Source organism: Tunturiibacter gelidiferens (genome assembly GCF_051013345.1).
Taxonomy (GTDB): Bacteria; Acidobacteriota; Terriglobia; order Terriglobales; family Acidobacteriaceae; genus Edaphobacter; species Edaphobacter gelidiferens_A.
Genome location: NZ_CP132939.1, coordinates 6,193,361 through 6,215,764, shown reverse-complemented (window position 1 = coordinate 6,215,764; position 22,404 = coordinate 6,193,361). Strand labels below are relative to the sequence as shown.

Sequence of the window (22,404 nt, the reverse complement as noted above, 5' to 3'; positions counted from 1 at the left end):
TCACCGCGTCTCCTTGGTCGAACTCGTACCACCCGCGCACGCGCTACCATCTAACAAGACATGTCGAACTCAACAAATCAAGAAAAATCAGCCACATCGCCCGAAAATAAGCCTCCTGTTTACTTGCTTGATAGCATGGCGTTCATCTTTCGCGCATACCACGCAATGCAGCGCCAGCGTCCGATGTCCACGCGGACCGGCATTCCTACTGCGGCGACGTATGTGTTCGTCAACATGATCAACAAGCTTCGCAAGGATTTTTCTCCACACTATCTCGCAGCAATCTACGACCTATCCGGTCCCGTTTTTCGTGATGAGCGTGCTCGCGAGATGAAGTCGGTCAAGAAATTCAACATTAAGACCCAGCAGTTCGAAGAGATCGACTACCTCGGTTACAAAGCCAACCGAACTGAGATGCCGGCCGACCTCACACAACAGCTTCCCTTCATTCGCCGCGCCCTTGAGGCCTTTCGCATTCCGATTCTTAGTTACGAGGGGTTCGAGGCGGACGACGTAATCGGAACGCTATCTTGTAAGCTCTCTGCTCTGGGCCACAAGGTCTACGTAGTCTCTTCCGACAAGGATATGATGCAGCTCGTCAACGAAGATGTGTTCATTCTCAATCCAACGAAGGACAACCTAATTCTCAACAGCGCCGGAGTAGAAGCTGCGCTCGGTGTCCCGCCCGAACGCGTCATTGATGTGATGGCCCTCCGCGGCGATTCCATCGATAACATTCCCGGCGCTCCAGGCATCGGCGATAAGGGATCCGTCGAACTCATTCAGCAATTTGGCACCGTCGAGGCCGCGCTCGACCGCGCCGATGAGGTAAAACGTAAAACGTATCGCGAATCGTTGCAAAACAATCGCGACAATATTCTCCTTTCAAAAGAACTCGTCACGATCCACACAGGCGTGCCTATCGACTTCGAGCTAGACGACATGCTTACCCAGCCCTCCGATAATGCTGCGTGTCGTGAACTCTTCTCGGAGTTGGAGTTTACAACTTTGCTGAAGGAACTTGCTCCTTCTACCGCCAACACTCCGATCACATACAATCTGCTACCGACATCAGAGCAAATAGATGAATTGCTGGCCAACGCCCGCTCGGTCGATCTTTCTGGAGAGATCAAGGGACTAACTATAGCCGTCTTTGAAGATGCCCGTGCTCTCGCGGAAGAGGTCTGCGCGGACGCGCCCACGGAGGAAGACGCTGAGTTCGAGCCATCGCCATCCACGTCCATGTCCCTCTTCGCAACCCAGGAACCGGAGCCGCCAGAGCAGCGGAGACCAGCTGCCTCGACGGCTCTTCAGATCGGCCTAACTACGTCTGCGACCTCGGCGACGGTCGTATCCCTTCAGGCGCACGGCCTAAGAGAGGCGCTTGAAGACGCAACACTTCCCAAGCACGTTCATGATCTCAAAGCGGTCCTCCGTGCGTTCGAGCCTCATCAGATCAACTTGGCTGGCGTTCGCGACGATGTCATGCTCTACAGCTATCTCATCAACCCGACGCATGGCTCTCACATTCTTCCTGACGTTACAGCCCGCTTCACCGACCGCGCCCTTCCTCACGCTTCAAAGACGCCTAGCGATGCCGAGATTTCCAATCTCCTTCCTGAAGCCGCGAATGCAGTCCATCGCCTCTCCGGCATCCTTCGCAGCCAGATCGAATCCGCTCACCTCACACATATCTACGAGACGATGGATCTTCCGCTGGTTCCTGTGCTATTGCGGATGGAGCAGGCTGGTGTTCGGATTGACTCCGCTGTTCTGGGCGAGATGTCCACTCGACTCGCTGTTGATATGGATAATCTCGCCGATCGGATTTATACGGATTCGGGCCATCGGTTCAATATCAACTCGCCTAAACAGCTCGGCGACGTTCTCTTCAACAAGATGCTCCTTCCTAAGCCGATGAAGTATGGCAAGGGCAAAGTCGTTTCTACGGCTCAGGATGTGCTTGAGGAACTTGCCGAACATCATGCCGTTCCAGCATTGGTGCTCGAATACCGCCAGCTCGCGAAGCTGAAGTCCACTTACATCGACTCGCTTCCGCAGCTTACGGATGCTATGGGCCGTGTCCACACCACCTTCAACCAAGTCGGCACAGCGACTGGTCGCCTTTCCAGCACGAATCCGAATCTGCAGAACATTCCGGTCCGTACCGCACTTGGTCGCGAGATTCGCGCCGCATTTATTCCTGCTCCAGGTAATGTTCTGATGTCTGCGGACTACTCGCAGATCGAGTTGCGCTTGATGGCACACTTCTCGCAAGACCCTTTGTTACTCGATGCTTACCGAACGGGCAAAGACATTCATACGTTGACCGCAAGCGAGGTCTTCGGCGTCGACGCTGCCACCATGGATAAAGAGACCCGTGCTCGGGCCAAGGCTGTTAATTTCGGGATCGTATATGGCATCAGTCCGTTTGGACTGGCGGCGCAGTTGAGCATCGATCAAAGAACGGCCAAAACCTACATTGAGACCTATTTTGAGCGCTACAAAGGTGTCCAGCGCTTCATTGAGGAGACGCTCGGGACAGTGCGTCGGGATCAGTCTGTGAAGACTTATTTTGGCCGCATCCGGCCAATCCCGGATATTCAATCCCGCAACCCCAACATGCGCGGTTTTGCGGAGCGGACTGCGATCAATACTCCTTTACAAGGTACCGCTGCCGATCTCATCAAACTGGCCATGCTCAGAATCGACCAGCTTATCCGCGATCGCAAACTCAAATCGCAGATGACTCTGCAGGTTCACGACGAGCTGCTGTTTGACGTCGTGCCGGAAGAGGTTGAAGAGCTTCAGAAACTTGTGAAACACGAGATGGAGCATGTCGCCGAGTTCTCCATTCCAATCGTCGCTGAGGTGGGCGTCGGGCAAAACTGGCGTGACATAAAGTAGTCAATAGGCTACCGGTAGGCACGAGGTATAGGGGTCCCCTGGGAGTATACCATGCTTAAGTTGTCTGTAATCATATACTTGCAAATTTAGGCGCTTGCAAAATCGTCTTAACAAAGGGGTTACGGGCAAAATCGTCATTTCAAAAGAGTTATGTTCGTTCGCGGTTACAAGGGAAACGCCTCGCTGCTGCGAGGCGTTTTTCTGTTCATTGATCTAAGTCTAAAGGACCGAGCAGAACTTATGCGCAACGTGAATTCCCGCGAATGACGCGGGTTTCAGGAGTTTGGGGGCTTGACATGTGATTTTGCAGGGAAATTTAACGTTTTTGGAGGTTAAATTTGCGTCGTGATGCCGGACGTGCGCGCGTGCCAGATGTCCAGCAGGGTGGATGCGATGGTGAAGATGACGGGGCCGAGGATGATGCCGAGGGGACCGAAGACTGCGATGCCTCCGAGGATGGTGAGGAGGATGATGGCGGTGTGGGCGCGAAGGTGACCGCCGATGAGGATGGGGTAGAGGATGTTGTCGATGGTGCTGACGATGAATCCACCCCAGATGACGAGCAGGGCTGCCTTGCCCCAGTGGCCGTTGAGACCGAGGTAGATGGCGACTGGTCCCCAGACGAGGAAGGCTCCAAAAGCGGGGATCATGGCGAAGGCGGTGAGGGTGATGGACCAGAGGATGATGCCGGGGACGCCGAGAACCCAGAAGGCGAGACCAGCGAGGACTCCCTGTACGAGAGCGATGGCGAGCCTTCCGAGGAAGGTGGCGTAGATGGTGTCGTCGATGCGTTCGAGGAGTTCGCTGGTCTCGTCTTCGCGAAGGGGGATGATGGAGCGGAGCGCCGCGAGGGCCAGCTGGCGGTCGCGAAAGAGAAAGAAGAGAAGGAAGAGCATCACGACCATCTCGGTGATGAGATGGACGGAGTTCCCGAGGATCATTGCGGCTTTGCTGCCTACGTAGGCGGCGGTGGTGCGGGCGGCGTTGTTGATGTCAATGGAGGCGGAGAAGGCTTCGATGCGATTGGCGATGGCGGGATGATTGCCGATGTAGTCGGTAATCATGTTCTGCGCGTTGGGATTGCGGAGGGAGACGATGGCCTTGAGTGCTTGCTCGCCGAGTTCCTGCGCCAGGAAGAAGCCGGGGACGATGACGGCGAGGATGACGAGAATGAGAGCTACGGTGGCGCAGGTGGTGCGGTGGAGGATGCGGGTGGAGAGCCAGTTATACGGGATCTCGGTGACGACCGCGAGCACGATAGCACCGACGATAGCGGAGAAGAAGGGCTGAAGGATGAAGGCGCAAAGGATGAGGACGGCGAGGGTGAGAAGGTAGAGGGTGATCTGTCTCCAGGGCGGGAGTTCTCGGTCGTCTCGGCCTTCTTGCATGAGGTAAGCGCTCCGGTGGTTGGGTTAGATGCGAATGTATCTGGTATTGGCTGAGATTAGAATACGTGTTCGATTGAGGAATCGATTCGTGTTCGAGGAGGTTGGCTGATGGCGCATCTTGAACCCTGGCTGGCAGTTGGGGTGTTGTTGTCCACCGCTGCTACGGATGCTGTATACGTGATGTTCAACGCGGCGGTTTCTTCGCAGCGGCGGGTGCCGGCGGCTACGTGGAGCAGCGTCTGGTATCTGCTGTCGGCGTTTGCCGTGATTAGTTATACGAAGAACTGGGTTTATGTTTGCTTCGCGGCAGTGGGGTCGTGGATTGGGGCTTATGTGTCGATGACGGTGTTGCGGCGGGCGAAGGGGCCTCGGGGGCCGGAGGCTGTTTCGTCGTGAGAGTGCAAAGCTGAAGGCAGACCCATTTGGGGATGACAACAGGAGAGGCAACGGCGAAGACGCTTGAACTAGTCACGGGTCAGCGTTTTTTGAGGGCTTCGAGTTCGTCGAGGGTGCGGGGCCAGTCTTTGCCGAGGAGGCGGGAGAGGCTGCGGTCGGCGAGGACTTTGCCGCCGGTCTGGCATTGGGCGCAGTAGTTGGTTTCGTTGTCGGCGTAGCGGATGCGTTGGATGGGTTGGCCGCAAGTGGGGCAGGGCTGGGCGAAGCGTCCGTGGACGGCCATGTCTTTGCGGAAGGCTGTCACTTTTTCGGGGAAGGCTTGTGCGGCTTCAGAGTTGAGGCGGTCGATCCAGAGTTGCATGGTGTCGCGGGTGGCGTTGTGGAGGCGCTGCCATTGCTCGGTAGTGAGTTTGTGGGTCTGCAGGATGGGCGAGAGTTGGGCGGCGTGGAGGATCTCGTCGGAGTAGGCGTTGCCGATGCCGGAGAGAATGCGTGGGTCGGTGAGGGCTCGCTTTAGGGTGCGGTTTTCTGCGGTAAGGGCGGCGCGGAAGCCGTCGAGGTCGGTGGTGAAGACGTCGATTCCGCCGGGGTCGATTTCCTGAGCGAAGGCTTCGTTGGCGAAGAGGTGAAGGAGGCTCGGCGCTTGGAGCCGGCTTCGGTTAGGACGAGGGAACCAGTGGGGAAGTCGAAGGCGGCGAGGTTGTTTCGTCCGCCGAGTTTGGCTTCGAGGGGCCGCCAGTGGAGACGTCCGGCGATCATGAGGTGAAGGACGAGCCAGAGGCCGTTGTCGAACTCGAAGGCGATGCGTTTGCCGATGCGGTGGAGGGCGGTTACGGTGTGGTTTTCGATCTCTTCGATAGATGGCCGGGCCGTGCGCAGGAGGAATGGGCTGGCGATGCGGAGGTGGGTTAGCGGCTGGCCGAGGATGCGTGGCTCGAGTGCAGAGAGGTAGGCCGAGATGTCGGGGAGTTCGGGCATGGGTCTCAGCCTCGGATGAATTGTAGCGGAGGAGAGCGGTCGTCCTTCGGACGATTCCCACATCTCAAAGTCGAGATATTGGGCGCACCCGGGCCCGGCAACGGTCAGTTTTTTCGATGATGGAGTCGGGTTGCTGAGCGTACTCGGACCAGGAGCCGTCGTAGAGGCTTACGTCTTTTGCGCCGGCGAGTTCGAGGCCGAGGGCGATGACGGCAGCGGTGACGCCGGAGCCGCAGGTGGTGGTGATTGGCTGTTGCAGGTCTATCTTTTTTGCGGCGAAATGTTCCTGAAGTTTGTCTGCGGGTTTTAGGCGGCCGTCTTCTACAAGTTCGGTGAAGGGGACGCTGGTGGCTCCGGGCATGTGGCCGGAGCTTAGGCCTGGGCGCGGCTCGGGCGCTGTGCCGTTGAAGCGGGGGTGGAGCGGGCGTCGAGGATTTGTTGGTGGGTGGTGATCTTTTCTTTGATTTGGGTGAGGTCTGCTACGGCTTCGTGGTTGAGCTTGGTATGGAAGCTGGCCGGGGCGTGATGGACGGGGCCGGATTCGATGGGGAGGTTGGAGTCGGTCCAGGCGCGGAGGCCTCCGTCGAGGAGGTAGACGTTTTCTGCGCCCATGGTGCGGAGCATCCACCATGCTCGCGGGGCGGAGAAGACTCCTTGCTGCTCGTAGACGATGATGGTGGCGGTGTCGGAGACGCCGAGGGCGGACATGCTGCGGGAGAAGGCTTCGGCTGTGGGCAGCATATGAGGGAGTGGGGTGGAGTGGTCGGAGAGGTCTTCGATGTCGAAGAAGATGGCGCCGGGGATGTGCTTGTCGAGGTAGCGGGCGTGGGTGTCGATGGGTGGGGTGACTCCTACGGGAGGGAGGGTGGCGTCGAGGATGATGGTGTTGGAATTGTGGAGGCGGGCGGACAGCCATGAGGGGGTGACTAGGGGGTTCATGTGACTAGATTACTGCGTGCGTGGTTGAGAGAAGCTGGAGGCAAGTGCGGTCGTCCTTTGGACGATGTCCGCATTTGGAGAATCGAGATTTGGGCACCTAGCTAATGCTGTCGACGAGGGTTAGGTATAAGATTCTCCGCCAAAGGAGAAACTCATGGTGCGTCGACTCTTCCTGTCACGATTTGCGCAATTGGCAGCTATGCCCTTCGCATTGGGTGGTGGTTCTCTTGGGGGCCAAGTTTCGCACAAGACGCTGAAGATCATGATGAAGAGCGCGTGGGGTTCCGACGATCCGACCAAGGCGGCGTTTCCGTTTCTGCATGGGCTGGCGCTTGCGGAAGCTGGACACGAGGTGCAGTTTTTCCTGCTTGGAGAGGCAGTTGGACTAATGCGAAAGACGCTTGCGAATGCGGTTACGCCAGTCGGATGGCCGCCCGTGGGGGAGACGCTGGATAAGCTTGCTGCGAAGCATATTCAGATCTACGCTTGTGGGGCGTGCTCCCGTGCCAGAGGAGTGATTGAGGCGGATCTGAATAACTATGGGGCGAAGTTTGGTAACCCGACGATATTTGTATCGCTGGTTGAGTGGGCGGATCGGGTGATCACGGAGTAGTGTTAATGCGGTCGTCCTTCGGACGATGCCCACATCTCAAAATCGAGATATGGGGCACCCTACTCTGTGGGGCGTTAGAGCTTAGAGTTCCATGGCGAATTGGTGGGTGGGGTCGTAAGGGGTGGGTTTGGGTTCGGTGGAGAGGTCGAGGATGAGGCGCTCGAGGACTAGCAGTTTGTTCGCGGGGGAGCTGCGAAGTTCGAGGTCGGCGCGGGCTACGAGGCGGATGGCGCGGGTTAGTTCGCGGCGGGATTTGTAGCGGCGGGCTTGTTTGATGAGGTCTTCGGCGGCGAAGGGAGGCATGCGGAAGCCCTGCCATAGGACCTGCCAGATGGCGCGGGGGTCGCGCACGTTTTTTTCGGAGATGATGAGCATCTGGCGGAAGGTGCGGGCGAGCATGTAGAGATGGCCGATGGCGGCGTCTTCGCCACCGTCGGAGGCGTTGAGGAGGCCGTGTAGGAGGAGGAGAGCGCGGGGGCGGTCCTTGGCGGAGATGGCGTCGGTGAGCTCGTAGAGGAGCGCTGCTTGGCGGCGAGGACCATGGTTTCGACGTCGCCGAGGGTGACGCGGTTTTTGGTGAGGAGGTTTGTGTTTGTTTCCGGTGAGGTTCGTCGCGCTTCGGACGAAATACGGGGTCCCTCCACTGCGCGCTGCGCTCTTCGGTCGGGATGACGCCTTCTGTTGGCTGGACGGCGGGGGCGGAGACGTAGAGGAGGAGTTTTTCGAACTCGCTGGCGATGAGCATCATGTCGGCGCCGAGGGAGTCGACGAGCTCGCGGGCGGCGTCGGGGTCGAACTTTATGTTGCGGGATTCGGCGGTGGTGGTGACCCACTTGATGGCGTCGTTTTCGTCGACGCGGGCCAGCTCGACGGTGCCGCACCAGTCGCCTAGAGTTTCCCGGATTTTTTCGAAACGCTCTTTGTCCTGGTAGTCCATCTTGCGGAGGTCGGTGGGGATGCGGAGATGGTCGGCGACGAAGAGAATGAGGGCCGAGGGGTTGGGCGAGCGGAAGTAGGCGTCGATGGCGGCGAACTCTTCTTTTTGCTGCCGCGGCCGTAGAGGGTTTTGAGGTTGCGGACGAAGAGGACTTGGAAGGGCGCCATCAGGGAGGGGGTCTGGGCGCGGTCGAGGACCTCGAAGATGCTGGTCTCGGCGAGGTCGAGATCGTGGAGGCAGAAGTCGCGGGTGTCCTCGGGGGCGAGGGTGGCGAGGACGGCTTTGCGGGAGCGGTCGTAGAGGAACACCTCATCGCCGACGAGGACGTAGGCGGGGCGGAGGGTAGCTGGGGAGGCGATCTCTGTGATGAAGCGATCGACGGAGGCGAAGGACTTGAGAGGGGCCATTAGAACGACTCCAGCATATCGCTTACTACGGCCTGGGCGAAGTCTTTTGCGACACGGTTGACGGCGTGGTTATCTTCCTGGATGAAGCCGCTGAGGTCCTGAGTGGATTGGTACTGCTCGCGGTAGACGAAGGCGTCGTTGCGGTAGAGGGTGTGGCCGTCGTGGGCGGTGAGGAGGACTTTGGCGGTGATGGTGATGAGGTAGCTGGAGGACTGGCCGGTGGCTCCGTCGTAGGTGAGGGGGCGACGGTCTGGGTGAGGATGGTGCCGTGGAGGGTGGCGTCGGCGGAGTCAGAGTCGGAGGTGAGGATGTGGTATTTGGTGCGGGTGTTGAGTTCGCGGATGGTGGCCTGGGTGAAGGCCGTCTCGGTGCGGAAGGCCTGCGCGTTGGTGGCGAAGACGGGGACGGCGAGGGTGCGGACGCTGGCGGGGATGTTGGTTGCGGAGCCAGCTTGATGGTAGCCACAGCCGGTGAGCGTGAGGAGGAGGATCGGGGTGAGGAGGCGCATGCGTCTGTCTTCTATTGTCGCATTGGCGGGTGGGGATTTTTCGGGGGGGGTGGTGGGGTGAAAAAGGCGGTTTTTATTGGGGGTTTGTGAAAAAAATGGGTGTCTGGACGTGGTGTTTTGCTGGTGAGAACGTGGTGGGATGCGTGGTGAATGTGGTGTTTTGGATGGTGAGTTTTGAGGGGCGAAAGATGTGACAGGTTTTTGAACTTTATTTTTCAGGGGATGTGCTGGAGGTGGGTGTCCTTGAAGAAGGTTGGGTATTTGAGTCCGAAGCCGAGGAGGCGATCCATCGCGATATGTGCGATCCAGATGAGGGCGATGGCTGGGGCCGCTTGCCAGTGCAGGAGATAGCCTGCGAATAAAAGGGCGATGGGGAGCCAGAGGCTGTGGACGAGGTTATAGGTTGTCGAGCCGAGGCGCGGGTTGAGAAGGTAGCCGAGCATGAAGAGATCGGGAGCGAGGAAGAAGATGGCAAAGAGAAGCCAGCTGTAGTGCAGGTGTTGATAGAGGAAGAGGGCGAGCAGGAGGAGAGCTGCTTCTTCGATGCGGAGAAGGATGGATGGGCGGGTCAGCATGATAAGGACATCGTATGACATCGACAAATAGGGGGAACGAAGTTTGTGGAGCGTGAAGTTCTCAGAGGGAGCGTTCGAGGGCCGAACGATTGCATCTTACGGAAGGTACGCAGAACGGAAGAACGATAAATCTGAGTCAAGGACTTCCTATGTACCACCATGTCAAGAAGCTGATGTATACGGTCAATATCGGGGAACCGGATGTGAAGTTCGGGAACATGCTGCTGGAGCAGTTTGGCGGCGCGAACGGAGAGCTTGCGGCTGCGATGCAGTACACGATTCAAGGGTGGAACTGTGTCGACGATCTGGGGCGGAGAGATCTGTTGTTGGATATCGGGACGGAGGAGTTGAGCCATCTTGAGGTAGTAGGGGCGCTGATTCGAATGCACCTGAAGCCGATGAAGACGAATCGAGAGGCGGCCGAGGCCGATCCGCTGGTAACGATTGCCGGCGGTGGAGGAGTTGGGCTTTTTGATTCGATGGGAAATGCGTGGACGGCGAACTATCTGAAGGTGACCGGCGAGCTGGATGTGGATCTGCGAAGCAATATTGCTGCAGAGGCTCGGGCGAAGATTGTGTATGAGAGGCTGATTGACCATACGGACGATCCCGGGACGATCGATACACTGCAGTTCCTGATGACACGTGAGATTACGCATATGAAGGCGTTTCAAGCGGCGCTGGACAGCATGGAGAAGTCGCCGTTCTCGGTTGGATTGCTGAAGCCTACGCCGGGAATCGTGGATGAATATTTCAACGGATCGACTGGAGATGGGAACGAGGGAGACACGGATATGCGCGGGCCGTGGACTTCTTCGTTTGGACTGCATCCGGTGGAGTCGCAGATGAATGGCGGCAAAGGGCTGTCTGTTGGCGACGTCAATGGCAAGATCAACGGCGAGGATCGGGGCAAGCAGGATGAGGCTCAGAAGGCTACGACGTCGGTGGCTGACGAGTCGCTTGGGAAGCAACTGGCTGGGGTCGGGAGTAACGGGCATCACTCCGGCTCGCGGAGCCGGTAAGACAAAAGCAACGGCGTGCTGCGCGCACGGCGCGATCTGCCATCGAGGCAGACGCGCCTTCGGCGCCATTTTCGCGGTGAGGGTGACAAACAAAAATGGCAGCCTTTGCGGCTGCCATTTTCTTGTTGTGTCTGCTGACTTGCTAACTAGCTGACTTGCTGCTTAAGCGGGGCTCGGTTGACCTTCGCCGAAGCCGGGCTTGCGACCGCTTTCGGGTTTGAGGATCTTCTGGGTTTCGCCGCCGTTGCCTGGGTCTACGCCGGAGAGCGCGGACTTGGCTGCGGGGAGTTCCTTGCCTTCGATGATCAGCTTGATCTCGGCGGCATCCAGGGTCTCGCGCTCGAGCAGGGCGGCTGCCATGCGGTGCATGATGTCCTGATTCGACTCGAGGATGGTGTAGGCAGACTTGTAGCCGGCGTCGACGAAGAAGCGAACCTCAGCGTCGATCTGCTTGGCGGTGTCGTCGGAGAAGTCGCGGTGCTGAGCGATCTCGCGGCCGAGGAAGATCTGCTCTTCCTTCTTGCCGAAGGTCATGGGACCCATCTTGGACATACCGAACTCGCAGACCATCTTGCGGGCGAGCTCCGTGGCGCGCTCGATGTCGTTGCCGGCACCGGTGGTCATCTGCTTGAGGAAGATCTCTTCGGCGCAGCGTCCGCCCATGAGGGTGGCCATGCGGGTTTCGAGATAGTCCTTGGTGACGGTGTGCTGGTCTTCCTCGGGGAGGTACACGGTGACTCCGAGGGCCATTCCGCGGGGGATGATGGTGACCTTGTGGAGCGGGTCGGAGTGTTCGCGCAACGCGGAGACGAGCGTATGACCGGCTTCGTGATAGGCGGTGACGCGCTTTTCTTCGTCGGTGAGGAGCATGGATTTGCGCTCGGCACCCATCATGACCTTGTCCTTGGCTACTTCGAAGTCATACATGTGGACTGACTTTCTGTTGTAGCGGGCGGCGGTGAGGGCGGCCTCGTTGACCATGTTGGCCAGGTCGGCGCCGGAGAAGCCAGGGGTTCCTCGAGCGAGGATGTTGAGGTTCACATCTTCGGCCATGGGGACCTTCTTGGAGTGGACCTTGAGGACTTCTTCGCGGCCACGGATATCGGGACGATCGACGATGACGCGACGATCGAAGCGGCCGGGGCGAAGGAGAGCTGGGTCGAGAACGTCGGGGCGGTTGGTTGCGGCGACGAGGATGACGCCGTCGTTGGACTCGAAGCCGTCCATCTCGACGAGAAGCTGGTTGAGGGTCTGCTCGCGCTCGTCGTGTCCGCCGCCGAGGCCTGCGCCGCGGTGACGACCGACTGCGTCGATTTCGTCGATGAAGATGATGCAGGGGGCGTTCTTCTTGCCCTGCTCGAAGAGGTCGCGAACGCGGCTTGCGCCGACGCCGACGAACATCTCAACGAAGTCAGAACCGGAGATGGAGAAGAAGGGGACGTTGGCTTCGCCGGCTACTGCGCGGGCGAGAAGAGTCTTGCCGGTTCCCGGAGGTCCGACGAGGAGAACGCCCTTGGGGATGCGGCCACCGAGGCGCTGGAACTTCTGCGCTTCGCGGAGGAACTCGATGATCTCTTTGAGCTCTTCCTTGGCTTCATCAACACCGGCGACATCTTTGAAGGTGATCTTCTTCTGCTGCATGGAGAGCAGACGGGCGCGCGACTTGCCGAAGCTCATGGCCTTGTTTCCACCGGACTGCATCTGGCGAAGCAGGAAGAACCAGAGGCCGAGGAGGAGGGCGAAGGGCGCGATCGAGATCAACAGGCTGAGCCACTGGTTGGGGCTCTGATCCTTGATGGTGATGTTGACGCCGTGATCGCGGAGCGTCTTGTACATGTCGGGGTAGTTGCCCGGGATGGTGGTGTGGAACTGATTCTTGTCGTCACGGTAGTGGCCGGTGACTTCAGCGCCGTTGACCACGACGTCCTGGATCTTGCCCTGGTCGGCGTCGTTGAGCAACTGGGTCAGGCTGATGTTCTTCTCCTGAGTTCCGCCAGTTGTTTTTACGACGACCTGCCAGAGGAAGACTAAGCAGGTGATCATGAAGACCCAGATCAGAATTTGTTTGACGGTCGAGTTCAATCGAATTTCCTCATTTTTCTAGTCTGCAGCGGCCTCGAAATCGACTGGCGCTTGTCAGATCCTGGCCTTCGCAAGCGAAGGCCGTACTACGGTTAGACGACGACGGTGAGGGAAGGTTCTGTGCTGTGGGGTCACCCTGATTGTCAGCAAAAAGCCCTGCCTCGGTCAAGTAGTTAGATTCTACTCTTGGTCCGATGGATTCGTGGGTTCGGAGCAGGAAATAATGATGTGACTTTAGGGTGATGGGAGGAGGCGGGGTTTGGGGGTGTTCGTGCCTGATTGCCTCGTTCGGGCGAGGGGCGCAGATGGGGGCAACTGCTTGGAGGGTTTGGGGATAGGGTTTTGTTGTGTCCTTTGCGGGTGATGGAAAGGTGAAACAGGCGGCTACGAAGTGCAGGGTTCCTTCCCCTTCGACTTTGCCTGGGGTCAGGATGACGACGTAAAAAGACAGCGGCGGAAGATGTAAGGCGGTCAACGGCGAAGGCGTAAAACGGGCAACAGCAAATGCGAAATGCGGGGGTCTCTCCACTCCGCCGTGCGATAAAACCGCACGGCTCCGGTCGAGATGACGCATTTCAGGGGCCGCGATGACGCAATTGAGGGGCCGCGATGACGCAATTGAGGGGTCGAAAATGACGCATTGTAGGGGGCGAGATGACGCAATTGAGGGGGTCGAGATGACGCATTGTAGAGGTGGAGATAACGCGTTGTTCGGGGGAGATGACTACACCTGGCGGTAGAGGCGGAGCTCGCGGGGGAGCGGTCGGCGCGGAGGCCGCTGGGCAGGTGCAGGATTGAGCCGGTGCGGGCGGCTACGGTTGGATCGGGACGAAAGCCGCAGAGAGCGAGGAGGCGTGCGGTCTCGTCGAAGGTGAGGCGGGCGCCTAGTTGACGGGCGGCGGCGCGGAGGACTCGGCGGCGGAGGGCTGGGTCGAGGGTGCGGAGGCGGTCGAGTTCGATGGAGACGGCGGATTGGGATTGGCCGGGGGTGGTGCTGACGGCTCGGCCTCCGCCTCGGACGGGTTTGCCGGGGAGGAGGAGTTGGGGGAGGAGACGGTTGAGTTCGGCTTGCCAGCGCGTCTCTTCTTCGCGGGCGAGCTCGGCCATATTGGCGAGGGTCTGGTCGAGATTCGGATTGTAGGTGCGGAGCTGGGGCAGGAGTTCGTGGCGGATTTTGTTTCGGGTGTAGGTGGTGTCGGTGTTGGTGGAGTCGTTGCGCCAGGTTTGGTTGAGTTGGGTGAGGTAGGCTTCGATTTCGGCGCGGCGGGTGTTGAGGAAGGGGCGGAGGATCTTCCCTTTTGCGAGGGTGATGGTGGGGTGGATGGCGCTGAGGCCTTCGGTCCATGCTCCTCGGAGGAGTTTCATGAGGACGGTCTCGGCCTGATCGTCGAGGGTGTGGGCGGTGAGGATGGCGTCGGCGTGGCCGGAGGTGAGGAGGGTGGTGAAGAACTCGTAGCGGAGGTTGCGGGCGGCCTCTTCGATGGTTTCGGTGTTGCCTGCGGCGCGGGAGTCCGCTACGCGGTTCGGGACGCTGGCCTGGTGGAGATGCAGGGGGATGTCGTGGGCGATGCAGAGGTCTTCGACGAAGCGCTGGTCGGCGTCGGCTTCGGCGCCGCGGAGGCCGTGGTGGACGTGGACTGCGGAGAGGCCGATGCCGAGGGACTCGCGTGTGGCGTGGAGGGTGAGGAGGAGGGCTACGGAGTCTGCTCCGCCGGAGAGGGCTGCGCAGAGACGATCGCCGGGTTGGATTTGGGTGCGGTCGAAGGGGAGCGTGGGGGGCATTGTGTCTATGTTAGTTGCCTGAAGGAACCATGTCCTGCGGGACAGGCCCACTGCGCGTGGGGCGGCCACTTCGTGGCGTGTATACCGGTCTGGGCTGGGCTAATCGCATGCGACCTCCCGCTGGTCGGCTTGATCTTCCTCTTCTTGCGCTGGGCAGGACCGTTTACTTGCCACAATGGGGGAGACGAGCTGCGAAGTGATCGCTCCGCGCGTCTTTATATACTGATTTGATGTTCGAGACGAGATTGGCTACGGTTGAGGATGCGGAGTTGATTGCCCGGCATCGACGGCAGATGTTTGTGGATGCGGGACAGGCGGAGGATGCGGGACTGCAGGCTATGATGGAGAACTTTGTTGCGTGGGTTCGGCCGCGGTTGAACGATGGCAGCTACGTTGGGTGGATGGTGGAGGAAGAGGGCCGCGTGGTGGCCGGGGCGGGGATGTGGATGATGGATTTTCCTCCGCACTGGATGGATGCGAAACCGATGCGGGCTTATCTGCTTAACTTTTATGTCGATCCCGCGTTTCGAGGGTGTGGGCTGGCTTATCGGCTGTTGAAGATGTCGGTGGAGGAGGCGCGTGGTCGCGGGGTGAAGGTGGTCTCACTGCATGCTTCGAAGTTCGGCAGACCGATTTATGAGCGGAATGGATTTGAGCAGTCGACGGAGATGATGCTGCGTCTGGAGTAGGTGCGCGTATCTTGTATACTTCGCAGGTTATGCGAGTCTTTGTGATTCTTCCAGCAGCAGGTATCGGGACGCGGATGGCCGCGGGGGTGCGTCGACGGCGGCGCCGAAACAGTTTCTTGCGATTGGCGGAGTGCCGGTGCTGGTCCGGTCGGTGCGGGCGTTTCTTGCTGTGCCAAGAGTGGATGCGGTTTGCGTGGCGGTGCGGGCCCATGAGCGGGAGCGGATGGAGGCTCAGATGGTTGAATACAAGCTGGGGCCGCGGGTGCATCTGGTGGAGGGCGGAGACGATCGGCAGCATTCGGTGGGGAATGCGCTGGCCGCGCTGGAGTGCGATGCGGATGATGTGGTGCTGGTGCATGATGCGGTGAGACCGCTGATCGATCCGGCGACGATTGAGCGGACGATTGATGCAGTCGTGAAGCACGGCGCGGCGATTGTTGGGTTGCCGGCGGTGGATACGATCAAACAGGTGGAGCGGACGGCGGATGGGGCAATTGTGACGGCGACGATTCCAAGAGAGCGGATTGTGCAGGCGCAGACGCCTCAGGGTGCGCGGTTTGGGTTGCTGAGGGCGGCGTTTGTGGAGGCCGAGGCGGATGGGTTTTCGGGGACCGATGAGGCTAGTCTGCTGGAGCGGGCCGGGGTGGAGGTGGCCGTGGTGCAGGGGTCGGCGAGAAACTTCAAGATTACGCAGCCGGGAGATATTGAACTGGCGGAGTTTTACCTGGGGCAGACGAAGGCTTGATGGATTTGCACGGTACACGTGGCCGCTCCGCGATTGATGGAAGCATGGGAAGATAGCTTATGGGTATGAGGATTGGTTACGGATTCGACTCGCACTCGTTTAAGGCGGGCGTGCCGCTGGTGATTGGCGGACTTGCGATTGAACATCCTGAGGGGCTGGCTGGGCACTCGGATGGCGATGTATTGCTGCATGCGATTACGGATGCGCTGCTGGGTGCGGTGAGCGCGGGGGATATTGGCACGTTTTTTCCGCCGAGCGATCCGCGGTGGAAGGGTGCGGCTTCGAGTGTGTTTCTGCAGACGGCGCTGGAAGAGGTGGCGACGGCTGGATACAAGATCGTGAATATCGATACGGTGCTGGTGATGGCGAAGCCGAAGATTGTGCCGATTGCGGGGGAGTTGCGGGAGAGTGTCGCTGCGCTGCTGGGCGTGAAGCCGGGTGAGGTGGGGATCAAGGCGAAGACGCCGGAGGGATTGGACCAGGACCATGTTGCGGTGGCCCATGCGACGGTGCTTTTGGAGAGCCTGGGAATTCCGGAGCCTGTTGGCGCGATGGCTGCTACGGCTGAGGTTGATGATGAGATTGATGTGGTGGTGAAGACGCTGGTGGGGGATTCGCGCGATGTTTCGGCGCTGGGGCGGAAGGTGACTCCTTTTGATACGGATGATCTTACTTAGCTGCTGATCGAGAGAAGAGTGCGTCCTGCCGGACGGGCCCACTGCGCTCAGTCACCCCGCAAACCAAGACCTGTTTGCGGGGACCCCGATCCGGGCGGTCACTTCGTGACTTGTTTACCTTTGTATTGGTCCTCCCGTTGGTCGGGTGGATCTCTTCAGTCAACGCGTGGCTATTCGTTGACTATCGCGATGGCGAATCCGTCGTAGCCTCTGCTGCCGACGGTCTGGAGTGCGGTCGCGTCGAGGCGGGGATGGGTGCCGAGGCGCTCGACGAATGTGCGCGTGCCTGAGACGACGGGGTCGGTACTGTTTGGATCGAGGATGGCGCCGTCGCGAATTACGTTGTCTCCGATGATGACCGTGCCGGGACGCGAGAGTTTGATCGCCCACTCGAGGTAGACGGGATTGTTGGGTTTGTCGGCGTCGAGAAAGATGAGGTCGAAGGGGAAGGCGTGCTCTTCGTGGAGGCTGGCCAGCGACTCGAGCGCAGGGCCTACTCTAATGTCGACCAGTGAAGACAGGCCCGCGCGGTTGATGTTCGCCGCGGCTACCTGGGCGTGGGTGGGGTTGAGTTCGAGGGTGACGAGTTTACCGTCCGGCGGCAGAGCACGCGCCAGCCAGATGGTGCTGTATCCGCCGAGGGTTCCTACTTCCAGGATGCGCTTCGCTTTATGGATACGGGCGACCAGATGAAGCAGCTTGCCCTGATTGGGAGCGACGTCGATCGCGGGAAGTCCGGCGTCTCTGTTTGCGCGCATCGCTTCGTCGAGCGCTTGATCGGGATGAATGAGCGTGTCAGTGAGGAAGCGGTCGACTGATGTCCAGAGATCCTGGTTCATATGGAGATGAGGATAATGGCGCGTGGCTGGAGGGGCAAGTTGGGTGCGGAGTCCGGTAGTGGTGCAGTTTGAAACTTGGGCTTGCGCCTCTCCCAATGGCCTGAGACGATGAATTGTCATGGCGAGATGGCCAAAGTCTAGAGGCGTACAGACGACAATCGCTGCTGTTGTCGCGCTTCTCGCTGCAATCTGTGTGTTCATACAGATCGCGATGACATCTTTCAATAACTTCTACTTCGGTCCTCATAAAGCATACCCATACCCCTACCCTGACTCTCATACTGCTCAAATGGCGCTTTACCGTGATTGTGGCCTAACCATGCTCGGCGTTTTTGTCGTCGTGTTTACGATCCAGCGCGTGTTCACTGCGTCACATCGCAGCTAATCAAAACTGCACCATTACCCAAGTCCGGTTGCTTCGCGGGAATGTTAGCGTGTTCGTAGAGAGTTGATCGTACGAGGAGTCCTAGATGCGAATTGGTTCCAGCTTTGGTCTGGTTTTTATGGCGGCTTTGGTATGGGGTGGAGTGGTTAACGGGCAGACGGTGGGGGACGTTAGTTTGCAGCCGCATGCAGTGGGTAGTGTGCCGTGCGTTCCCAGCGGCGATGCAGCGTGGATGACGCCGGCGGAGAAGAGTTGCTATGCGACGACTCCGGATTATGCGGAGACGATGGCTTATCTGAATCGCGTGCAGGGTGCGGCGCCGGGGCAGGTGAAGATTGAAGGGTTTGGAAAGACAGGTGAGGGGCGCGAGTTGGATGTGGTGGTGGTTTCGCGGGATGGGGTGTTCGATCCGGCGGCGATTCATGCGGCGAAGAGGCCGATTGTGTTGGTGCAGAACTCGATTCATGCGGGGGAGATGGACGGGAAGGATGCCTGCCTTGCGCTGCTGCGGGATATGGTGATCTCGAAGACAAAGGCGAGCTTGCTGGAGCGGGCGGTGTTTGTGTTCATTCCGATCTACAACGCGGATGGGCATGAGCGGAGGAGCGCTTATAACCGCATCAACCAGGCTGGACCCGCACAGATGGGCTGGCGCGGCAATGGGACGAATCTGAATTTGAACCGCGATTACTTGAAGCTGGATACGCCGGAGGCCCGGGCGTTTATGGCGATGTTTCATCACTGGCTGCCGGATTTTTTGTGGACGATCATGTGACCGATGGCGCGGACTATCAGTATGACGTGACGTTTACGATTGATGATGGGCCGAATGTGCCGAAGGGAACGGCGAAGTGGGTAGATGAGGTTGCCACACCGACGCTTGAGAAGTACGTGGACTCGCATGGGCATCTGGCTTCGCCTACCTATATCAATTTTGTGAATGATAATGATCCGGCAGATGGGCTTGGGTTCAATGATGATCCGCCACGATTTTCGACGGGGTATGTGATTCTTGAGGGCCGGCCCGGGATGCTGGTCGAGCTGCATATGTTGAAGGACTATAAGACGCGGGTTACGGGAAACTATGAGATTCTTGCCGGGCTGATGGAGTTGATGAATCGCGATGCGGACAAGGTGATTGCGCTGAATGCTGCGGCGGATAAGGAGGCAGAGACGCTGGGCGCGCATCCGCTTGGGAATGTCACGTATCCGCTGGCGCTGGGATGGAGTGGGGAAACGACACCGTTTCTGTTTCGCGGGTACAAGTACACGCGGGAGTTGAGTGAGGTTTCGGGGGCGATGCGGGTGGAGTATACGCATGAGCCCTGGAATGTTTCGCTGCCGTTCCAGACGGGCTTCAAGGTGAAGGCAGAGACGAGGGTGCCGGCTGCTTACATTGTTCCCGCGCAGTGGGTGAAGGTGATTGATGTGCTGACGGCGCATCAGGTGGACATTGAGCGAACGACGGCGGCGTGGACGGGGGATGTGGAGACGTATCAGTGCGCGGGGATGGCCTGGCAGGAGCCTCCTTTCGAAGGACGTCATCCGACGTTCAATGGCGAAGCGATGCATGATGCGGGCAAGTATGGGAGCTGTGTGCTGGTGCGGGAGAAGAGGAGCTTTCCGGCGGGGTCGGCGGTGGTGCGGCTGAATCAGCGGCTGTCGAAGGTAGCGCTCGAGTGGCTGGAGCCGGCGGCGCCTGACTCTGCGCTTCAATGGGGATTCTTCGATTCGATCTTTGAGCAGAAGGAGTATGGCGAGGCATATGTGCTGGAGTCGCTGGCGCGGGAGATGATGGCGAAGGACCCGAAGCTGAAGACGGAGTTCGAGAAGAAGGTGGCGAGTGATCCGGTGTTTGCGGGGAACCCATATACCCGGTTGGAGTTTTTTATGAGCGGACGCCGTGGTTTGCGGCTAATCAGGTGGGACAGTATCCGGTGGGGCGTTTGCTGAGCGTTGAGGGAGTCCCGCTGGGGCGATAGCCGGGGCGATGTTCTATGATGGTGGGCTTCCGAAGAGAGGGTGAGCTATGCACGATCTTGTCGTCGATCTTATGGCTGTTGCTGTGTGCGGAGCGCTGGGCGGCTTCGTCAATGTGTTCATCGGTGACTCGGGACTTCACCTGCCGGTGATAGAGCAAGGGGTCTTTCGTCCGGGCTACATCGGCGTGGTGATAGTGGGCATCGTTGCGTCGGTTGGGGCGTGGCTTGCGACGCAGACGTCGGTGCTTATGGGGAATTTTGCGGCGTCGCCACCGGTTACGTTGAGGCTGTCTGAGTTGAGTACGGCGATTCTTGTCGGTTTCGGCGGGGCGCGGTGGTTCAAGTCGGAGGTCGAGACGACGATCTTTCGCAAGACGGCGACTGTCGCTGCGAGCAAGTCGGCGGATAGTGAAGCGGCTGCCACCATCGCTGCGGGAACGCCTATTCAGGCACTAACGGCGGCGAACAAGATGCGGTGAATGGCATAGGTGGAAGGCTCTTTGAACGTTCCCACGGATGGCGTGAAATATCGTATGTCAGCAACGGCCTGGTCGCGATAGACTTCCACTATTCCGTTTTCCCCTCGAGGTTAGATGAAAAGTAAGATCGCGTTTGTGCTGTGTTTGCTGACGATGGTTGGTGGTGGAGTTCTGGCGCAGGCTCCAGCGGCGAGCCAGGAAGAGTTCATCAAGACCCATTATGCGAAGTTTGAATATCGCATTCCAATGCGGGATGGGGTGAAGCTGTTTGTGTCGGTGTATACGCCACAGGCGGGAGCGTTCAAGGATGCGGGGCCATATCCATTTCTGATGACACGGACGCCGTACAGCTGCGGCCCCTATGGTGAGGACAAGATGCCAACGCGGCTGGGTGCGAGCCAGGAGTTATTGGAGTCGGGCTACATCTTTGTGTGTGGCGATGCTCGCGGGCGGTATGAGAGCGAGGGTGTGTTTCAGGAGATGAGTCCGCATATCGACGATAAGAAATCGAATAGAGATGTGGATGAGTCGACGGATACGTACGACACGGTGGAGTTTCTGCTGAAGCATGTAGAGAACAATAATGGCAGGGTGGGGATTACGGGGATTTCGTATCCGGGATTCTATACGTCGGCCAGCATTATTGACTCGCATCCGGCGATCAAGGCGGCTAGTCCGCAAGCTCCGATGACGAATTTGTTTTTCAACGATGATGGGTACCACGGCGGCGCGTTTATGTTGTCGGCCAACTATGGGTTTTACATCCTTTTAAGCCACAGAAAACTCCTGTGCTGCCTGAGAAGCGGGCTACGTACGACTTAGGTGTTCCAGATAGTTACAAATTTTATTTGAAGGCCGGATCAACGGAGAGTTTGGATAAGGCTTTCGACGGATCGAACTTCTTGTTTCACGATCAATTGGTGCATACAACGTATGACGACTACTGGAAGAAGCGTGATCTTTCGCGGCATATGAAGAACGTTCATGCGGCGGTGATGACGGTGGGTGGATGGTTCGATGCGGAGGATCTGTCGGGGCCGTTCAAGACGTTTCACGCGATCGATGAGTTCAATCCCGGTGCGGTGAATACGCTGGTGGTGGGACCGTGGACACATGGCGGTTGGTCTCGCAACGACGGCGATCGTCTTGGCGATGTGACGTTCAATTCGAAGACTTCGCTGTTCTATCGGGAGAACATCGAGTATCCGTTTTTTGAGCATTATTTGAAGGAGCGTGATGGCGGAGTGCTGCCAAAGGCCTATGTGTTCGAGACAGGAAGTAATGTTTGGAAGAAGTATGACGCGTGGCCTCCAAAGGCTGCGGCGGCAAGGATGCTCTATTTTCATGCGGAGGGTAAGCTCAGCTTCGATGCTCCTAACGAGAAGGCTGGTGTGGATGAGTATGTGAGTGATCCGGCGCATCCTGTGCCGTTTGTGGATTACACAACGGACACGGTGCCGCAACGGTATATGGATGACGATCAGCGATTTGCTTCGCGGCGGCCTGATGTGTTGACGTATGAGACGGAGCCGCTAACGGAGGATGTGACGATTGCAGGGCCGGTGCGGCCGAAGCTAAAGGTGTCTTCCAGCGGGACGGACGCGGATTTTGTGGTGAAGCTAATTGATGTTTACCCGGATGATTATCCTGATCCTCCAAGCGACGCTATGGGTAAGCGAGTGGTTGGTGCTGCGCCGGTTCTGATGGGTGGGTATGAGCAGCTGGTGCGGGGAGAGCCGATGCGAGCGAAGTTTCGTGATAGCTGGGAGAAGCCTACTGCGCTTACGCCGGGAAAGATGGTGGAGGTGAATGCGGAGATGCCGGATATCAATCACACGTTCCGCGCGGGGCATCGGATTATGGTTCAGGTGCAGAGCTCGTGGTTTCCGTTGGTGGACAGGAATCCGCAGACGTTTGTGGATATACCGTTTGCGAAGCCTGAGCAGTTCGTGAAGGCGACGGAGAGTGTTTACCGAAACGCGGGCGCGGCTAGTGGGGTTGAGGTGCTGGTTGTGCCGCAGCACTAATCCTCTGTGATGACAAAGAAGGTGCGGGCGATCATGAGTAAGTTCGC

Annotated in this window: 21 protein-coding genes and 3 pseudogenes; 12 read left to right on the top strand and 12 right to left on the bottom strand. The window is 58.6% G+C overall.

The window, feature by feature from the left end; all coding sequences use genetic code 11:
- The first annotated feature begins 60 nt into the window (after positions 1 to 60).
- Positions 61 to 2,907 (top strand): DNA polymerase I, encoded by a 2,847-nt coding sequence (gene polA, locus RBB80_RS31485; protein ID WP_433966044.1) that lies wholly within the window; start codon positions 61 to 63, stop codon positions 2,905 to 2,907.
- Positions 2,908 to 3,239: 332 nt separating this feature from the next.
- On the opposite strand, the gene RBB80_RS31480 is transcribed toward polA, so the two are convergent.
- Positions 3,240 to 4,295, bottom strand: a complete 1,056-nt coding sequence (locus tag RBB80_RS31480; RefSeq protein ID WP_433966043.1) for an AI-2E family transporter — start codon at positions 4,293 to 4,295, stop codon at positions 3,240 to 3,242.
- A 108-nt stretch (positions 4,296 to 4,403) separates the two neighbouring features.
- Here RBB80_RS31480 and RBB80_RS31475 point away from each other — a divergent pair, with 108 nt between their 5' ends.
- Positions 4,404 to 4,691, top strand: a complete 288-nt coding sequence (locus RBB80_RS31475; RefSeq protein ID WP_433966042.1) for a hypothetical protein — start codon at positions 4,404 to 4,406, stop codon at positions 4,689 to 4,691.
- A 79-nt stretch (positions 4,692 to 4,770) separates the two neighbouring features.
- On the opposite strand, the gene RBB80_RS31470 is transcribed toward RBB80_RS31475, so the two are convergent.
- From RBB80_RS31470 to RBB80_RS31450, 5 genes and pseudogenes are all read right to left on the bottom strand, one after another.
- Entirely contained in the window at positions 4,771 to 5,052 is a 282-nt protein-coding gene (locus RBB80_RS31470; RefSeq protein ID WP_433969986.1) for a zinc finger domain-containing protein, read from the bottom strand.
- 42 nt (positions 5,053 to 5,094) lie between these two features.
- A pseudogene (locus RBB80_RS31465) lies at positions 5,095 to 5,271 on the bottom strand (formamidopyrimidine-DNA glycosylase); the annotation flags it as partial.
- Positions 5,205 to 5,669, bottom strand: coding sequence for a DNA-formamidopyrimidine glycosylase family protein (locus RBB80_RS31460; RefSeq protein WP_433966041.1), 465 nt, complete (start codon positions 5,667 to 5,669; stop codon positions 5,205 to 5,207). The pseudogene RBB80_RS31465 and the gene RBB80_RS31460, both read right to left, overlap by 67 nt.
- 64 nt (positions 5,670 to 5,733) lie before the next feature.
- Positions 5,734 to 6,030, bottom strand: coding sequence for a sulfurtransferase (locus RBB80_RS31455; RefSeq protein ID WP_433966040.1), 297 nt, complete (start codon positions 6,028 to 6,030; stop codon positions 5,734 to 5,736).
- A gap of 11 nt (positions 6,031 to 6,041) precedes the next feature.
- The gene (locus RBB80_RS31450; RefSeq protein ID WP_433966039.1) at positions 6,042 to 6,608 is read right to left on the bottom strand and encodes a sulfurtransferase; all 567 of its coding nucleotides are present in this window, start codon (positions 6,606 to 6,608) and stop codon (positions 6,042 to 6,044) included.
- A gap of 154 nt (positions 6,609 to 6,762) precedes the next feature.
- On the opposite strand from RBB80_RS31450, the gene RBB80_RS31445 reads away from it, so the two are divergent.
- Entirely contained in the window at positions 6,763 to 7,221 is a 459-nt protein-coding gene (locus RBB80_RS31445) for a DsrE family protein (RefSeq protein WP_433966038.1), read from the top strand.
- Between the two features lie 81 nt (positions 7,222 to 7,302).
- Here RBB80_RS31445 and holA read toward each other — a convergent pair.
- The 3 genes and pseudogenes from holA to RBB80_RS31430 form a co-directional block, all read right to left on the bottom strand.
- Positions 7,303 to 8,565 (bottom strand): annotated as a pseudogene (gene holA, locus RBB80_RS31440) (DNA polymerase III subunit delta).
- Positions 8,566 to 8,590: 25 nt separating this feature from the next.
- Positions 8,591 to 9,073 carry an LPS assembly lipoprotein LptE gene (lptE, locus tag RBB80_RS31435; protein WP_433966037.1) on the bottom strand — a complete coding sequence of 161 codons (483 nt, stop codon included), beginning with the start codon at positions 9,071 to 9,073 and terminating at the stop codon, positions 8,591 to 8,593.
- A gap of 215 nt (positions 9,074 to 9,288) precedes the next feature.
- The gene (locus RBB80_RS31430) at positions 9,289 to 9,648 is read right to left on the bottom strand and encodes a DUF4260 domain-containing protein (protein ID WP_433966036.1); all 360 of its coding nucleotides are present in this window, start codon (positions 9,646 to 9,648) and stop codon (positions 9,289 to 9,291) included.
- Between the two features lie 149 nt (positions 9,649 to 9,797).
- Here RBB80_RS31430 and RBB80_RS31425 point away from each other — a divergent pair, with 149 nt between their 5' ends.
- Positions 9,798 to 10,670 (top strand): manganese catalase family protein, encoded by an 873-nt coding sequence (locus RBB80_RS31425; RefSeq protein WP_433966035.1) that lies wholly within the window; start codon positions 9,798 to 9,800, stop codon positions 10,668 to 10,670.
- A gap of 162 nt (positions 10,671 to 10,832) precedes the next feature.
- Here the strand turns inward: RBB80_RS31425 and ftsH are convergent, their stop codons facing one another.
- Together ftsH and tilS are read right to left on the bottom strand one after the other, a co-directional pair.
- Positions 10,833 to 12,752, bottom strand: coding sequence for an ATP-dependent zinc metalloprotease FtsH (ftsH, locus tag RBB80_RS31420; RefSeq protein WP_433966034.1), 1,920 nt, complete (start codon positions 12,750 to 12,752; stop codon positions 10,833 to 10,835).
- A 471-nt stretch (positions 12,753 to 13,223) separates the two neighbouring features.
- Positions 13,224 to 14,534, bottom strand: a complete 1,311-nt coding sequence (tilS, locus tag RBB80_RS31415; protein ID WP_433966033.1) for a tRNA lysidine(34) synthetase TilS — start codon at positions 14,532 to 14,534, stop codon at positions 13,224 to 13,226.
- A 245-nt stretch (positions 14,535 to 14,779) separates the two neighbouring features.
- On the opposite strand from tilS, the gene RBB80_RS31410 reads away from it, so the two are divergent.
- The 3 genes and pseudogenes from RBB80_RS31410 (at position 14,780) to ispF (ending at position 16,645) form a co-directional block, all read left to right on the top strand.
- Complete coding sequence (locus tag RBB80_RS31410) at positions 14,780 to 15,223, top strand: GNAT family N-acetyltransferase (protein WP_433966032.1); 444 nt, start codon at positions 14,780 to 14,782, stop codon at positions 15,221 to 15,223.
- Between the two features lie 29 nt (positions 15,224 to 15,252).
- Positions 15,253 to 15,968 (top strand): annotated as a pseudogene (gene ispD / locus RBB80_RS31405) (2-C-methyl-D-erythritol 4-phosphate cytidylyltransferase).
- Positions 15,969 to 16,027: 59 nt separating this feature from the next.
- Positions 16,028 to 16,645: a 2-C-methyl-D-erythritol 2,4-cyclodiphosphate synthase gene (gene ispF, locus RBB80_RS31400; protein ID WP_433966031.1), complete on the top strand. Its 618-nt coding sequence runs from the start codon at positions 16,028 to 16,030 to the stop codon at positions 16,643 to 16,645.
- 170 nt (positions 16,646 to 16,815) lie between these two features.
- On the opposite strand, the gene RBB80_RS31395 is transcribed toward ispF, so the two are convergent.
- A complete protein-coding gene (locus RBB80_RS31395) occupies positions 16,816 to 17,685 on the bottom strand; it encodes an O-methyltransferase (protein ID WP_433966030.1) in 870 nt (289 codons plus the stop codon).
- A 269-nt stretch (positions 17,686 to 17,954) separates the two neighbouring features.
- Between RBB80_RS31395 and RBB80_RS31390 the strand changes: the two genes are divergently transcribed.
- From RBB80_RS31390 to RBB80_RS31370, 5 genes are all read left to right on the top strand, one after another.
- A complete protein-coding gene (locus RBB80_RS31390) occupies positions 17,955 to 18,644 on the top strand; it encodes a M14 family zinc carboxypeptidase (protein ID WP_433966029.1) in 690 nt (229 codons plus the stop codon).
- Positions 18,629 to 19,822: a hypothetical protein gene (locus RBB80_RS31385; RefSeq protein ID WP_433966028.1), complete on the top strand. Its 1,194-nt coding sequence runs from the start codon at positions 18,629 to 18,631 to the stop codon at positions 19,820 to 19,822. The genes RBB80_RS31390 and RBB80_RS31385 overlap by 16 nt, the downstream gene beginning before the upstream one ends.
- A gap of 76 nt (positions 19,823 to 19,898) precedes the next feature.
- Entirely contained in the window at positions 19,899 to 20,330 is a 432-nt protein-coding gene (locus tag RBB80_RS31380; RefSeq protein ID WP_433966027.1) for a hypothetical protein, read from the top strand.
- Positions 20,331 to 20,444: 114 nt separating this feature from the next.
- Positions 20,445 to 21,152 carry a CocE/NonD family hydrolase gene (locus RBB80_RS31375; RefSeq protein WP_433966026.1) on the top strand — a complete coding sequence of 236 codons (708 nt, stop codon included), beginning with the start codon at positions 20,445 to 20,447 and terminating at the stop codon, positions 21,150 to 21,152.
- A complete protein-coding gene (locus RBB80_RS31370) occupies positions 21,119 to 22,357 on the top strand; it encodes a CocE/NonD family hydrolase (RefSeq protein WP_433966025.1) in 1,239 nt (412 codons plus the stop codon). The genes RBB80_RS31375 and RBB80_RS31370 overlap by 34 nt, the downstream gene beginning before the upstream one ends.
- Positions 22,358 to 22,404: the final 47 nt, after the last annotated feature.